The 13,502-nt window shown below is 37.8% G+C and carries 17 protein-coding genes; 8 read left to right on the forward strand and 9 right to left on the reverse strand.

The window, feature by feature from the left end:
- Positions 1-198: 198 nt before the first annotated feature.
- Positions 199-366, forward strand: a complete 168-nt coding sequence (locus HWV02_RS19175; RefSeq protein WP_211677353.1) for a DUF3545 family protein — start codon at positions 199-201, stop codon at positions 364-366.
- Between the two features lie 56 nt (positions 367-422).
- On the opposite strand, the gene HWV02_RS19180 is transcribed toward HWV02_RS19175, so the two are convergent.
- Complete coding sequence (locus HWV02_RS19180; protein WP_211677355.1) at positions 423-845, reverse strand: rhodanese-like domain-containing protein; 423 nt, start codon at positions 843-845, stop codon at positions 423-425.
- 204 nt (positions 846-1,049) lie between these two features.
- On the opposite strand from HWV02_RS19180, the gene HWV02_RS19185 reads away from it, so the two are divergent.
- Complete coding sequence (locus HWV02_RS19185; RefSeq protein WP_211689184.1) at positions 1,050-1,919, forward strand: LysR family transcriptional regulator; 870 nt, start codon at positions 1,050-1,052, stop codon at positions 1,917-1,919.
- A 75-nt stretch (positions 1,920-1,994) separates the two neighbouring features.
- On the opposite strand, the gene HWV02_RS19190 is transcribed toward HWV02_RS19185, so the two are convergent.
- Entirely contained in the window at positions 1,995-2,576 is a 582-nt protein-coding gene (locus tag HWV02_RS19190; protein WP_211677358.1) for a hemerythrin domain-containing protein, read from the reverse strand.
- An 88-nt stretch (positions 2,577-2,664) separates the two neighbouring features.
- Positions 2,665-3,345 (reverse strand): uracil-DNA glycosylase, encoded by a 681-nt coding sequence (ung, locus tag HWV02_RS19195; RefSeq protein ID WP_211677360.1) that lies wholly within the window; start codon positions 3,343-3,345, stop codon positions 2,665-2,667.
- Positions 3,346-3,466: 121 nt separating this feature from the next.
- Between ung and nfo the strand changes: the two genes are divergently transcribed.
- Both nfo and HWV02_RS19205 read left to right on the forward strand, forming a co-directional pair.
- Positions 3,467-4,318, forward strand: coding sequence for a deoxyribonuclease IV (gene nfo / locus HWV02_RS19200; RefSeq protein ID WP_211677362.1), 852 nt, complete (start codon positions 3,467-3,469; stop codon positions 4,316-4,318).
- Between the two features lie 113 nt (positions 4,319-4,431).
- Positions 4,432-5,175, forward strand: coding sequence for a methylenetetrahydrofolate reductase (locus HWV02_RS19205; protein ID WP_211677364.1), 744 nt, complete (start codon positions 4,432-4,434; stop codon positions 5,173-5,175).
- 60 nt (positions 5,176-5,235) lie between these two features.
- Here HWV02_RS19205 and HWV02_RS19210 read toward each other — a convergent pair whose 3' ends face one another.
- The gene (locus tag HWV02_RS19210) at positions 5,236-5,688 is read right to left on the reverse strand and encodes a phasin family protein (protein ID WP_211677366.1); all 453 of its coding nucleotides are present in this window, start codon (positions 5,686-5,688) and stop codon (positions 5,236-5,238) included.
- A 159-nt stretch (positions 5,689-5,847) separates the two neighbouring features.
- Positions 5,848-6,513, reverse strand: coding sequence for an alpha/beta hydrolase (locus HWV02_RS19215; protein ID WP_211677367.1), 666 nt, complete (start codon positions 6,511-6,513; stop codon positions 5,848-5,850).
- A 135-nt stretch (positions 6,514-6,648) separates the two neighbouring features.
- Here HWV02_RS19215 and HWV02_RS19220 point away from each other — a divergent pair, with 135 nt between their 5' ends.
- A complete protein-coding gene (locus HWV02_RS19220) occupies positions 6,649-7,092 on the forward strand; it encodes a DUF3010 family protein (RefSeq protein WP_255550547.1) in 444 nt (147 codons plus the stop codon).
- 50 nt (positions 7,093-7,142) lie between these two features.
- On the opposite strand, the gene HWV02_RS19225 is transcribed toward HWV02_RS19220, so the two are convergent.
- The 4 genes from HWV02_RS19225 to HWV02_RS19240 all read right to left on the reverse strand — a co-directional run bounded on the left by HWV02_RS19225 (position 7,143) and on the right by HWV02_RS19240 (position 10,260).
- Positions 7,143-7,583: a thioesterase family protein gene (locus tag HWV02_RS19225; protein WP_211677371.1), complete on the reverse strand. Its 441-nt coding sequence runs from the start codon at positions 7,581-7,583 to the stop codon at positions 7,143-7,145.
- Between the two features lie 23 nt (positions 7,584-7,606).
- A complete protein-coding gene (locus HWV02_RS19230; RefSeq protein ID WP_211677373.1) occupies positions 7,607-8,500 on the reverse strand; it encodes an endonuclease/exonuclease/phosphatase family protein in 894 nt (297 codons plus the stop codon).
- Positions 8,501-8,750: 250 nt separating this feature from the next.
- Positions 8,751-9,992 carry an aromatic amino acid transport family protein gene (locus HWV02_RS19235; RefSeq protein ID WP_211689186.1) on the reverse strand — a complete coding sequence of 414 codons (1,242 nt, stop codon included), beginning with the start codon at positions 9,990-9,992 and terminating at the stop codon, positions 8,751-8,753.
- A gap of 4 nt (positions 9,993-9,996) precedes the next feature.
- Positions 9,997-10,260 (reverse strand): Trp family transcriptional regulator, encoded by a 264-nt coding sequence (locus tag HWV02_RS19240; protein WP_211677377.1) that lies wholly within the window; start codon positions 10,258-10,260, stop codon positions 9,997-9,999.
- Between the two features lie 410 nt (positions 10,261-10,670).
- Between HWV02_RS19240 and HWV02_RS19245 the strand changes: the two genes are divergently transcribed.
- The 3 genes from HWV02_RS19245 (at position 10,671) to HWV02_RS19255 (ending at position 13,474) form a co-directional block, all read left to right on the forward strand.
- Entirely contained in the window at positions 10,671-11,201 is a 531-nt protein-coding gene (locus HWV02_RS19245) for an NUDIX hydrolase (protein WP_211677379.1), read from the forward strand.
- Between the two features lie 109 nt (positions 11,202-11,310).
- On the forward strand, positions 11,311-12,810 hold the full coding sequence (locus HWV02_RS19250) for an FMN-binding glutamate synthase family protein (protein WP_211677380.1): 1,500 nt from the start codon (positions 11,311-11,313) through the stop codon (positions 12,808-12,810).
- A gap of 163 nt (positions 12,811-12,973) precedes the next feature.
- Positions 12,974-13,474 carry a hypothetical protein gene (locus HWV02_RS19255; RefSeq protein ID WP_211677382.1) on the forward strand — a complete coding sequence of 167 codons (501 nt, stop codon included), beginning with the start codon at positions 12,974-12,976 and terminating at the stop codon, positions 13,472-13,474.
- Positions 13,475-13,502 lie beyond the last annotated feature (28 nt).

Genomic DNA, 13,502 nt, shown 5'->3' on the forward strand with positions numbered 1-13,502 from the left:
TACCGAAGCCGCAATTCCAGCCCTAACTAGATACATATATGTAAAATATTCATATCATTTTTTACATAAACTATTTAATACCTTTTTCATTTTAGGCCTTTTTACGTGATCTGGCACTCAAATGCGGAGTGAAATATGACTAAGGGTACGAAAAAAATGTTATAGAGAAAGGGTAACTATCATTACAAAGGTGATCCCATGGAAGGAATAAATCAAGTGTCGATAGAAAATACAAAAAAAGAAAAAAAATCGTCTTCAAAACGGAAATGGCGTGAGATTGAAGCGATAAAAGATAAGCTAAGTTTAGAAAAGGAAATGGATGGTTATAACGATCCTTTAAGTTATTTCTCTGATCTTATTGCTTAAATAAAAAAACCGCATTTAATGCGGTTTTTTATCTGGTTCCTCTACATGATTAAATATTACCTCTGAACCTCGGCCAATCGACGATTAACAGGGTATCGTTCAAAATCCTCCCAATAATGAATACCACCAATCATTTCTTTTACTACAAACCCTAAAGCTGAAATTTTTAAAGCCGCTCTAGATGCGCCATTACAACCAGGCCCCCAGCAATAGACTACAAATAAGGTATCTTCATCGTACTTCGCGAATGACTCATGATTTATGTCGCTGTGAGGCATGCTTTCTGCGGTTATTGCATGGCTTTTATTAAATGCTTCTGTAGAACGTACATCTAATAATATATAGTTTTTATTATCAGCTTTAATGTCCGCGTAAACATCTGAACAATCAGTTTCGCAAGCAAGTTTGGTAGCAAAAAAGTCATGCGTTTTTTGAGATTGCTCGGCTTGATAAGAAAATGTATTTGTATTGCTAGGCATAAGTGCTCCTTATATAATTAATGATTCTAGACTGCATCGAACGCTAGTCTTCAATAGATCTAATTTATCGCGATTTAATAAAATCTAAAATTCATGATTACTGAAGTCTGCGTTCAACAAAAATGAATAGTGAAATAATTTAGCGAGTATAAAATCTACTTTATACTCGCTAAACCTTGTTGGACTTATTAAAGGGAATTAACCTTGGAATTTTATCATTTACGCTCTTTTGTCGCGGTAGCTGAAATAGGCAATTTAACTCAAGCAGCAAAGCGTCTATATACGACGCCACCAGCTATAAGTGCTCACATTAAATCGCTTGAGGAAGAACTAGCCACCCCTTTATTTATTCGCTCTAATAAAGGCATGTCTTTAACAGATAAAGGTCAATTATTATTAAAAAAAGCATATCTAACACTAGATTGCGCTTTAGACTTAGTGAATTTAGCTGCTAATAATCAACATGAGATAATTGGGACATTTCACTTAGGTATTAACTTAACAGCCAAGCAAATGAGACTTTCTGAATTAGTAAAAAACCTACAAGAAAACTGCCCAGGTATCAGCTTGGATATTCATCAGCAATCAACCGGCATAACTATTAATGACATTAGAGAGCATCGTTTAGATGGTGGTTATATTTTTGGTGCTATTCCCGATGACTTTATCGGCGTAGCAGTTATGAAGAAAAAGATAACTACAATCGCACCACTTTCGTTTGATTGTAGTAAAATAGTGACTCAAGCGGACCTTCGTATTCACCAATGGATAATGATGGGCGACTATTGTCCTTTTGATGATTTTCTAAAAGATAAACTTGGAAATAATATCCTCTCTACTATAAAATCGAGTGATGAAACCTCTCGATTAGAACTAGTAAAGAGTGGTCTAGGGCTGAGTTTTCTAGAGATAGAAGAAGCTCAGATGGCAGAAAAAAACAAACAAGTTCGAATAATATCTGTATTAGACTTTCCAACAACACTCTATTTTGTTGTTGCTAAAAATAGAGCTCGTGAGCCAGTCATAAGTGCATTAATGCAAGAAGTTAAAATCTTATGGGATTTAGAATTTTGAAAATGGCCATTCAAATTAATAAATAGCCACAGTTCGACTTAATGGTCTGTATTTAATGCGAAGTGAGTTAGCTATTTATACTAAACAAAGGTCTTCTTCTGCTTCACAAGTAAATCCAGCCTGAACGATCTGCTGTTTTAATTGGTTATACGTATCATTAAACTCAGCAAAAGTTTGAACTTCCTGTAAAGAACCATTTTTCCACAAATGTTCAATATGACACCAATCATCAGGTGTAAATTTCTCAGCCATGAGTGGCATCACGACATTCGTTTCATATTGAATATGTGCACGCTGCTTGTTAACAAACTCTTTTAATTGGGCCGCAAGTTCATCAAACGGCATGACAGAATCAAGCTGAATCATATTTAATGAACTTGATAATTCGCGGCTAAGAAACTTTAAGCTTTGATGTTCACTCGCTAATCGGTTCGGCATAGCTGCATCTTCAACATAATGCTCAAGATAGTACGAGTAAATAAGATCTTCTTTTGGGTGATGGTATCGCTCAATGTAATTACGTAAATAATTAACGATATCACCCATCAGTGTAAAATTAACACCTTGCAGCTCAGACTCGAGTTCAGCTAACTGCTCAGTTAATACATTTAACAGTTGCTCGACTTGTTTATGATCTTTAATAATGAGAGATAGCATACAAACTCCAATATGAAAATTACCTCCCTTTACGGTATACCCACATAGTATTAGTTTCTTTGATCGAGTTCACTGTTTACCTATTTAGTTATACTAAGCTATCAATGTCACTGACTTGCCAATTAATCGATTGTTGATGGCGCGCCAGTAAACGAGCATTGATAGAAGAAAAGTGCTGACAGCCAAAGAAACCACGACTTGCAGACAGTGGCGATGGGTGTACACCTTCTAAAACATAATGTCGGCTGCGATCAATATGACGACCTTTCTTCTTAGCATGATTGCCCCATAGTACAAAAATGATCTCTTCGTCTTGCTGGTTTAACAATTCAACCACATGATCAGTAAACGTCTCCCAACCTGATTTGGCATGTGAATGTGCTTTCGCTTGCTCAACGGTTAGCACTGTATTTAACATTAAAATACCTTGTTGTGCCCACTCAACGAGATAACCATGATCAGGTGTATTAAAGTCGTCGAGATCAGTCGTTAATTCTTTATACATATTACGTAATGATGGTGGGATCTTAATGCCCGGTAATACCGAAAAACATAATCCATGTGCTTGCTCTGGACCGTGGTAAGGGTCCTGCCCCAATATAACAACTTTTACATCACTTAAAGGGGTTAATGAAAAAGCTTGGAATATATCGGCTTCTTTGGGATAGATGGTTTTCCCTGCAGCTCTTTCTGTCGAGATAAAATTTTGTAACTCTAAATAATATGCTTGCTGCTGTTCGTGCAACAAAAATTCTGACCAAGTTTTCATTAATAGATCCCAAAAATTAGCATTGCCAAAAACCTAATTTTATCGTAAAAAGCCTTCATTAAAACTGTTTTGTCATTAAATTGATTAAAAACGATGAATCCCGAAATTAATGGAACAAAAAATGACTAAATTTATTGGTGCGCATGTATCTGCAGCTGGCGGTGTGTGGAATGCCCCTAAAAATGCCCACGATTTAGGTGCAACTGCATTTGCTCTATTTACCAAGAATCAACGTCGTTGGGATGCAAAAGCACTGAGTCCTGATGATATTCGTAAATTTAAAGCCAATTGCAAACGATACAATTTTACCTCGGCACAAATTTTACCTCACGATTCTTACTTGATTAACCTTGGGCACCCAGAAGCTGAGGCATTAGAAAAATCGCGTAATGCCTTTTATGATGAAATGCACCGTTGCGAACAGCTAGGTTTAACCTTACTTAACTTTCATCCTGGTAGTCACTTAAAAAAAATATCGGAATCGGAAAGTTTAAAACGCGTGGCAGAATCAATTAATTTCGCCCTTGAAAAATCAACGTCTGTCAAAGCGGTCATTGAAAATACCGCAGGCCAAGGAACAAACTTAGGTTATCGCTTTGAGCACCTTGCCGAGATAATCGAACAAGTTGAAGACAAGAGTCGTGTGGGTGTTTGCATTGATACCTGCCACACCTTTGTCGCGGGATATGACTTACGTACCTTTGACGCTTGTGAAAAAACCTTTAACGATTTTTCAAATATTGTCGGCTTTGAATACCTCGCTGGTATGCACATTAATGACAGCAAAGTAGCGCTAGGAACGAAAGTTGATCGCCATCACAGCTTAGGCCAAGGTTTTATTGGTGAAGATGCCTTTAAATTTATCATGCAGGATGCGCGCTTTAATGGTATACCTATGGTATTGGAAACAATAGATGATACTATTTGGGCTAATGAAATTGCTTGGTTACAGCAGTTAGCCGCAAATAAATAAGGTATAGTAATACAAATTATATCAATGATTGTAAAAACCTAAACACGCGGAATCGAGTTTAGGTATTAAAAGGATTATCAACGAGGACTGTTGATAACAAATAGGGATGTAATTTGAAATACTCAATAGAGCTTGTACCCCGTACATGGGAAACTTTAAACACTGAAGTCGAAGAAGTAAGCCAATTTAGTCAAATAAATACGCTAAATATTCCAGACTTACTTCGCTTTGATGTTCGTAGCTGGGATGCCTGTGATCATCTACAAGATAAGTTTGATGAAGTGATCCCTCACCTTCGAGCTATCGATTTTGATTTGAGAAGTGGCTTCCCATTAACCGATTTTTTCCGTCATAGTAAGATCAATTCTGTACTTGTCGTCGAAGGCGATCCACCACAGGATATTTCACATCGTACCTATCGTAATACATCATGTGAACTCATTCGTATTATCAAAAAAGAACTGCCATATATGAAAGTGTACGCTGCAATCGATCAATATCGAACCAGTATGCGTAAAGAGCTCGATTATATCCACGATAAAATTGATGCTGGTGTTGACGGTTTCTTCACGCAACCATTTTTTGATTTAAAATTTCTCGATGTATACATGGATATGCTACAGGGTACGGAAGTTTTTTGGGGGATGAGTCCAATTCACAGCGAAACAAGTAAGTCCTACTGGGAAAACAAAAATGACGTGGTCTTTCCAAGCGACTTCGAAGCAACGAAAGAATGGAATATTAACTTTGGCCGAGCAATGATCAAAAAGGTGCAAGCCAAAAATGATAATGTCTATTTTATGCCGATTAGAGCAAATGCCAGCGAATATCTTGGCAACTTACTCGCCGAAGATTAACGATATTACCGTTTAGCAGTAAACGCATACATAAACCACTTACAACAAAAGCGAAGTGGTTTACTTTTTATCTGTGAATTCCGCCAGTAACGCATCCAACTTATCGTTTAATTGGTTAATTTTATCACTTTCAATACCGGTTAATTTTGCATAAGTCCGTTGGATTAGCTTTTCTAAGCCATGTAGCGAAATATGCTCTGCTGTGGTATGTAACTTAAATGCGTTATCAACCTTCTCACCCTGGCGTAGTAACTCTTCAAAAAACATTGAAGATTTTTCACCCGCTATATTGAGCCCATCAATGCTATTACTGTATGCCCCTAACCCAGCTAACCAAATCTGTCGAGCAAAATTCATTTTTGTCGCTAGCGTAATTTCAGCAGCATCACGATCAATCTCTTTTTGAGATTCAATATCAGGATTATTGATGTCATTAATAGCCACAAAGTTATCAATCAATACATTATTGTTAACAACATCATTATTTACAGTACCTTTTTTATTCTGGCGCATTGTTAAATCTTACTATTGATACTAGGAACTATTAAGCATAGGTGTAATCGTCATAAATGAGAGCACAACTTGGATCCTTGTGATCTTAATTACAAAATAAAAGACGATTATCGATTGAAACGCATTACATAAAACCCCGGTTTAATACGAGGTAACCACCTAATTTATCGATAAAAACTGCGTTATATGCTGTGATATGTCATTTATTTGTTGTGGTGTAACTGTATGCTCTGCAGGGTAGCGGCTATATCGAGGCTCATAACCTAAGGCTTCTAAATATTTTACGGCGTCTAATCCCAGAGACTCAGCAACAACAGGATCAGCACTACCATGGTAGACATGAATTGGTAATGTAAGGTTATTCTTGTGTAGCTCAATCGTTTTATACGTTGCAAAGTAACTCGACATCACCATTAATCCAGCCAATGGCTGCGGAAATGTGAGGGCACTTTGATATGCTACTGCACCACCTTGGGAAAAACCAGCAACAATAATACGCGCGCTATCAATACCTCGGTCAATCTCTCGTTGGATCAAATGCTGTACTTGTTCCACACTTATCATGAGACCTGACATATCAATTTTCCGCTCAAGTGTCATTTCTAAGATGTCATACCATGCTGGCATTTTGTAACCATTATTAATGGTTACCTTAATGTCTGGTGCGTGCGGAAAAACATAGCGCACTTGATGTTCGACGGGTAATGCGATCATAGGGACTACTGGGGCAAAATCATGACCGTTAGCGCCAAGTCCATGTAACCAAATAACACTCGCATTTGCCGATAGATTAGGTTCAATTTCAACACAAGGTAAATATGTCATTATGTTTCCTTACAATAAGTTGTTTTTAGGGGATAGGTCATCGTATAAATTCACAACGAAACAACGATAACCATGTTAACTGACAATAAAGTGGTTATAATAGCGAAGTTATCTTTATTTATGGTGAGTTATTTAATGAAAATTTGTAGTGTTGAACTAGCAGGCAATGAAGTAAATCTATGTTTCCTTTCTTTAAAAGATGGAATGTTTGAACTTATTGAATGCCGTAAAAGAAAAATGACCTTAGCAAGTTCAACTGAAGCGTATCAAATGCGTCAGTTTCATAAAGAATTTGCCCAACTAATGCAAGATTATAAAATTGAACACGTGGTGATCAAAGAACGTCTTACTAAAGGTAAATTTAGTGGTAGTTCTACAAGCTTTAAAGCAGAAGCAGCGATCCAACTTGTAAATAGCGTAGAAGTGAGCATGATTTCACAAACGTACTATAAGCAACTACAACAAGATCACCCGATCTTTGTAGAATTTTCTGAAACAGGCCTGAAAAAATTCCAACAGAATGCATTCACACTTGGTTGTCTATTCTTAAACGAACAAGCGGCAAATAGCGCGCTTTAAGTATAAGATTATTCGCAGGCTATAACCTAGCCTGCTTTATCCCGCCATCGCTACACCGTAAATAATGCTGGTTGTAACTGTTTTATTTTATCTACTATATCTGCTGGTACGGGCATTTTTTTATGCTCACGATAATCCACAAAAACAATGACCCCTTCACCTTCTGCAACAACACGTTGTAACGTATTACTCCACACCGCATACTTCATGATAAATTTATGTTCAGCAAATTCTGAAACTGTAGCGCCAATTTGAATAGTATCAGGGGATTTTAGTGGCGCTTTAAAGCGGCAGTTCGTCGCGGCTAAAATTGGACCAATACCATGCGCCTGCATGTATTCCATTGCCTTAATTTGATCAAAATAACCAATCCGCGCTTGTTCAAAATAACGGAAATACACGGTATTATTAACGTGCCCAAAGGCATCCATGTCACCCCAGCGTACAATGTCATCGACAATAATGGGATACTGCTGTTTAAATTTATCCATAAAACTCATTCCATTAATCATAACTAAAACAAAGGACCAAAACGCGCAACAATCGGATTATGATCGGAGGCTGTTGTTTCATAAGATGAGGCACTCAATTGTTGTAACCCTCTAAAATAAATATCATCGAGAGAATGACCAAATACAGTTTCACGCACATCATTTTTATAAACCAATTGCTGTAACTCAACACTTGCCGTCACCTCAAGCAACCTACTCAAACGCTTGTTCGTCCAAGTATTGAAATCCCCAGCCATGATCACAGGACCCTGATGCTGACGAATAACAGAAATTACGCTTTCTAGTTGCTGATTAAATTCATCAACACCCAATGTAAAGTTGATCATATGCATATTAGCAACAAGCAGAGGTTCATCACTGCCCGCCCAAGAATAATAGCTAATCAGTGACGATTTAGGAAAGCGAATCAAAGGTTCGGCTAGTGTTTGTTTACACGCTGATATCGGCTCGATTTTACTTGCCGTTAATACACCCATCGACTGCTTATAAATACTAAAAGCTTCAACTTGTGTCCAACTTAACCCATATTGCTGCATTAATTGATGCAATAAAAAACTTAATTTAGCTTCTTGTAAAACGATCAAATCATTTTTTTCAATTAAGCTTGTTAGCTCTGAACGCCAGTTATCACCCTGTTGTTTATAAATATTCCAATCAACAATACTAAATTCAGTAGGCAATGAAGCCTGCTCAATATCGGAGTTGCTATTCGTTAAAAAGGTAGGACATGTGCTTGTAGAGTCATTAACGAAACCGAATTGCTCGCTCTTAATTGATGTTGAGCCAGTTGCTTCCCATGAAGAGTTTAATTTTGGCGTGTCAGCAATATCAAAACAGCCCGATAAAGAGAAGACAAAAGTAAAAATAATGGCCGTGCGAGAAAAAGTATAATTCATGTTTATATCACATAATCAAAATATATCTTATTATACTGAATAAAATAGAATTAATTCAAAACTAATATCATTATTGTTTCAAAATAGTGCTATATCGCAAAAAAGCGCCAAAACAAAGCACTAAATAATACAAATAGAGATTAATTTCAAAAACTTAAATCTAATCACATTTAAATTCACTTATGATCAGCTAACTCACCGTTAGTAATCTACTCATCACTAACGGCGGTCATACTATCAATTGACGTACTTACGCTAGCATCCCCATCATCGACAAGACTTGGAAGATAACCACGCAAACGGCAAATATCATCACCACAACCATACGTGTATAACCACCAGTAACCAAAAAATCAGTGGTTGGTAAATGCTTACGCGCCTGAAAAGCAAGAGCAACAGGTGTAAACAAAGCAAATATAGCCGCAGCGAACCCCGCATAACCAATGGCGTAAATAAAACCATTTGGAAATAGCACACCGCCTATCATTGGCGGTACAAATGTGACTAAAGCCGTTTTACTACGACCAGACAAGGTATCATCGAGTTTCAATAAATCAGTAAGAAAATCAAATAAACCTAATGCCACGCCCAAAAATGATGTTGCTACAGCAAAATTGGCAAATAACTGTAACGTAATTGCTAACGTAACACCCGATCCCTTAGACTCTAACGCAGAAACGAGTGCACCCATATTACCACCTTCAGCAATAACAGAAGCAAATCCATCACGACCAATCACAGTAAAACTCGCAAGCAGCCAGATGATATATATAGTCAGTGCTAACAAACTTCCGTAACGGATGGAATTAACGACTTTCCCGCTGTCTTTTTTATAATATTTAACCAGACTTGGAATATTAGAATGAAAACCAAAACACACCATTAATGACGGTATTGCAGCCCAACTATAAGGTAAGCGTTCTGTCATCTCGGCAAGTGGCTGTAATAAAGAAAAGTTTGCACCACTAATCAAGCTGAAAATAGCGATACTAAAAGTGATCACCATCCCACCTAACATTGCAGAAGTAAAACGATCAACAGCTTTGGTACTAAAGCTCACAATCAACCCAAGCAGGACTGCAAAAGCAAAACTAGCGACAGATTGATCAAGTTCAATACCTAAACCCGATTGTAAGCTGTGCCCCAACATCGAGCCTCCACCCGAAATATAGGCATATACTAAGATATAGCTCACAAACATCACTGACAAACCATTCAATATACGTAATGATGTCGGCAACAAGGCCTTTGTCATTGAATCAAAATTAACACCATGTTTAAATTTTTGGTTCGCTTCAAGTAAGTAAAGTGCTGAACTATACATGCAGTACCAAGATACACACAAAAATAATACAGCCCAGCCAAACCACATACTTGATGTTAATACGGGTAGCGAAAACATACCGGCACCAATACTGGTACCCGTAATAATGAATACGCCACCCAGCGAGGATGGTTTTTCGTCTTGACTGACGGTCATTACTTCAGACATATACCTACTTCCTAATTAATAATGTTTGTAATAATTCTTTTTCAATACTACTCATTGATTTCAAATTATTTGAACCTCGAGTAATAGTGGCAATACTAATATTGTGTATTTTCGCTATTTCGCGCTGTGACCGCTCACCTAGCAAAAGTTCTTTATAAACTAAAGCACGGGCATTGACAGCATTTAATTCTTCCGGTGAAAACAACAATGGCAGGACGAGTGAAATATCGCCCTTATTTGATATATCTAAAAGTAATTCATTGATCATACTATAAAATCATCGCACCTGAACTGTAATGACGTAATAGTACAGCATTACACACTAGACTATCAAGTTTAATTACGCTAGGCACATAAATAATTTAGTTATCAAGACAAGAAATTAAAATTCTGATTATTTCATCTTTTTTAGCTAAACATAAAATAGAGCAAAAATGGTCTCAGTTTGACTTCGTATCACCGTTGGCTAATTCATCTAGATACAAAAACAAGTAAAGCCTTTGCAGAGTCTTCTTTACGAATATGCTACTATATGGCTAATTCGAGTTCCAATACGTGATGACATACAGTATTACGCTGGCATACAAAATTCGAAAAACGCATTACAGTGATACAGCTAAGAACGGTAAAAATAACCTATCTTAACTACAAGTTAATCAATCATAAGAGCCATTTATAATGATCAACCAAATGCCCATCCTTCGTTCTACTATCCATCCAGATGTAACCACGCCTAAAAATACTGACCAACGGATCGCAACGCGTGGCATTATTACTCAAGGTGAAGAGATCTTACTGATCTTCACTGCCCGCTACCATGATTACAGTTTACCGGGTGGTGGATTGCATGACGATGAAGACATCATCACCGGTTTAATTCGAGAAGTGCAAGAAGAAACAGGTGCCGAAAATATTCACAACGTTGTACCTTACGGTAGTTACGAAGAACTTCGCCCTTGGTATAAAGACGGCTTTGATAGTATCCAAATGCTATCCTATTGCTTTACTTGTAATGCCAATAAAGAATTAGGCACGCCACGCTTAGAAGAAAATGAAATCAAGAATGGCGTTAGCGCACTATGGATCAATATCCACGACGCAATTGCGCATAACCTTGACGTTATAGCGAGTCACCCTAGAGCTGGCCTGTCAATTGAGCGAGAGACCTACCTACTACAAAAAATAGCCAAAGATATCGTTACAAAATAGTGCATTACCCTCCATAAAGTCATTATGGAATTATGGAATTATGATTAGTTGTGCAGCGCCCTTTATTGTATTCTTAACTTAAGGATAGAGTTCAATAAAGGTATCACCTATGCAACCGGAATTTAAATCACAAATTGATATGCTACTGTACGGCCTCGATATTATGACAGGGCTATTCATTTTACTCCTCTTTGGAGGAATAATTAGTGTTATCTACATGTATATAGTAGATAAAAGACAAACCAAGCAAGCTATTCGCCATAACTATCCTGTCATCGGACGATTTAGATATCTATTTGAAAAACAAGGGGAGTTCTTCCGCCAATATTTCTTTGCACAAGATCGTGAAGAAATGCCTTTCAACCGAGCTGAACGATCTTGGGTTTACCGCGCGGCAAAAAACGTTGACCGCACCCTCGCATTTGGCTCAACACGTAACCTAGATCAAGTCGGTACCATCATGTTCATGAATTGTGCCTTTCCAACCTTAACCAAAGATGCGATAGCTCCCCAAACTATTACCTTGGGTCCCGATTGCCCACATCCGTACGTAACAAATTCTGTCTTTAATATTTCAGCCATGAGTTATGGAGCCATTTCAAAACCTGCTGTATTAGCATTGTCTTATGGTGCAAAAGAAGCGGGTTGCTGGTTAAATACGGGGGAAGGCGGCCTATCAGTTCATCATCTTGCCGGCGGTGCCGATCTCGTTTATCAAATAGGCACAGCAAAATATGGCGTGCGAGATGAACATGGTCATTTAAGTGATGAAAAACTGAAATCAATTGCCGAAATAGAACAAGTCAAAATGTTTGAAATAAAACTAAGCCAAGGGGCTAAACCAGGCAAGGGAGGCATATTACCCGGTAAAAAGGTCACAGCAGAAATAGCCAAAGCCCGAGGTATTCCCGTCGGTGAAGACTCCATCAGTCCAAATGCTCATCCAGAAATAAAAAATGTTGGTGATATACTTGATATGGTCGCCCGTATTCGCCAAGTAACAGGTAAACCTGTCGGATTTAAATTTGTATTGGGTCATACTCAATGGATAACGGATATATTAACAGAAATAATAAAACGCGGTCCCGAATCTGCACCCGATTTTATGACGTTAGACAGTGCCGATGGGGGCACAGGGGCTGCACCACAACCATTAATGGATTATGTGGGTCTGCCTCTAAAAGAAAGCTTACCTTTACTTGTTAATATGTTGGAAAAGTACAATTTACAAGGGAAAATTAAAGTCATCGCATCAGGAAAACTCATTACCCCATCAAAAGTCGCTTGGGCATTAGCCGTCGGCGCCGATTTTATTGTATCTGCACGTGGAAACATGTTCGCGCTAGGTTGCATTCAAGCATTGCAATGTAATAAGGATACTTGCCCAACGGGTATCACTACTCACAACCCAAAACTGCAAGAAGGATTAGACGTTCAAGATAAAGCACAGCGGGTTGCAAACTATAACAAATACATTCATTACGGTATTGGTCTAATCGCCCATTCATGTGGTGTTAATGAACCAAGGAAATTACGTCGAGATCATGTGCGTATTGTCACTGAAAATGGGTTATCTATCGCACTTGACAAACTCTACCCTATGGAATAAACGACTCGAATACATGAGCCTAGGTTTTAATTTTCAATGCTTTTTCACTAATCTAGAATCTAGGCTAAAATATCTCAAGCTCTTGATTAATATTTCTAATAGTTCCGCGTATAACAGTATTCCTAACAACCGATTTTAACGATCGTCAGGAAAGGGAATCAAAATGAAACTATTAGTCAAACAAGATGTGGGGGATATTCATAAAGACCACTTGAAGATTTTAGATAATGTTATTACCTTTTTACAACATAACATCGACGGTCTTGAATTCCTTCCTTTCAATCTAGATGCAGAACAAGGTGATTACCAGCAAGCTTTTCAGCGACAAACAGGGATCATTTTCACACCAGCAAATTATCGTCATTACCGGTTACGTTTATTATCGGTTGTTGATGCGTTGCTTTATATCCACACATCATCTAATGATAGTGATGCTTATGAACTTTCTTATAATTTAAGCTCCATCCATCCAAAGCCCGTCTTTTTTGCAGTCTGGCGAGGAGCGCCAATCAAAAGCCCACTTTTAAAAGAGTTAGATCAAGATTATCCAGTCACTTACTGCCAGTTTAGTCATCCAAGAGAGTTGCTCGAAGGGTTTAAGCGTTTCCTTCAAGAACATGGTGAAAACGTCATAATGATAAAGGCAGAGAAAGAGTTGGTATAAATTTCTAGAGTAGTTTGCGCATAATTAA

This window comes from Moritella sp. 28 (genome assembly GCF_018219435.1).
Taxonomy (GTDB): Bacteria; Pseudomonadota; Gammaproteobacteria; order Enterobacterales; family Moritellaceae; genus Moritella.

Coding starts and splice junctions, on each gene's coding strand:
- HWV02_RS19215 (WP_211677367.1), bottom strand. CDS start 6,513: ATGACATATTTACCTTGTGTTGAAATTGAACCTAATCTATCGGCAAAT.
- HWV02_RS19235 (WP_211689186.1), bottom strand. CDS start 9,992: ATGTCTGAAGTAATGACCGTCAGTCAAGACGAAAAACCATCCTCGCTG.
- HWV02_RS19240 (WP_211677377.1), bottom strand. CDS start 10,260: ATGATCAATGAATTACTTTTAGATATATCAAATAAGGGCGATATTTCA.
- HWV02_RS19190 (WP_211677358.1), bottom strand. CDS start 2,576: ATGCTATCTCTCATTATTAAAGATCATAAACAAGTCGAGCAACTGTTA.
- HWV02_RS19180 (WP_211677355.1), bottom strand. CDS start 845: ATGCCTAGCAATACAAATACATTTTCTTATCAAGCCGAGCAATCTCAA.
- HWV02_RS19250 (WP_211677380.1), top strand. CDS start 11,311: ATGCAACCGGAATTTAAATCACAAATTGATATGCTACTGTACGGCCTC.
- HWV02_RS19225 (WP_211677371.1), bottom strand. CDS start 7,583: ATGGATAAATTTAAACAGCAGTATCCCATTATTGTCGATGACATTGTA.
- HWV02_RS19230 (WP_211677373.1), bottom strand. CDS start 8,500: ATGAATTATACTTTTTCTCGCACGGCCATTATTTTTACTTTTGTCTTC.
- HWV02_RS19210 (WP_211677366.1), bottom strand. CDS start 5,688: ATGCGCCAGAATAAAAAAGGTACTGTAAATAATGATGTTGTTAACAAT.
- HWV02_RS19245 (WP_211677379.1), top strand. CDS start 10,671: ATGATCAACCAAATGCCCATCCTTCGTTCTACTATCCATCCAGATGTA.
- HWV02_RS19220 (WP_255550547.1), top strand. CDS start 6,649: ATGAAAATTTGTAGTGTTGAACTAGCAGGCAATGAAGTAAATCTATGT.
- HWV02_RS19255 (WP_211677382.1), top strand. CDS start 12,974: ATGAAACTATTAGTCAAACAAGATGTGGGGGATATTCATAAAGACCAC.
- HWV02_RS19175 (WP_211677353.1), top strand. CDS start 199: ATGGAAGGAATAAATCAAGTGTCGATAGAAAATACAAAAAAAGAAAAA.
- ung (WP_211677360.1), bottom strand. CDS start 3,345: ATGAAAACTTGGTCAGAATTTTTGTTGCACGAACAGCAGCAAGCATAT.
- nfo (WP_211677362.1), top strand. CDS start 3,467: ATGACTAAATTTATTGGTGCGCATGTATCTGCAGCTGGCGGTGTGTGG.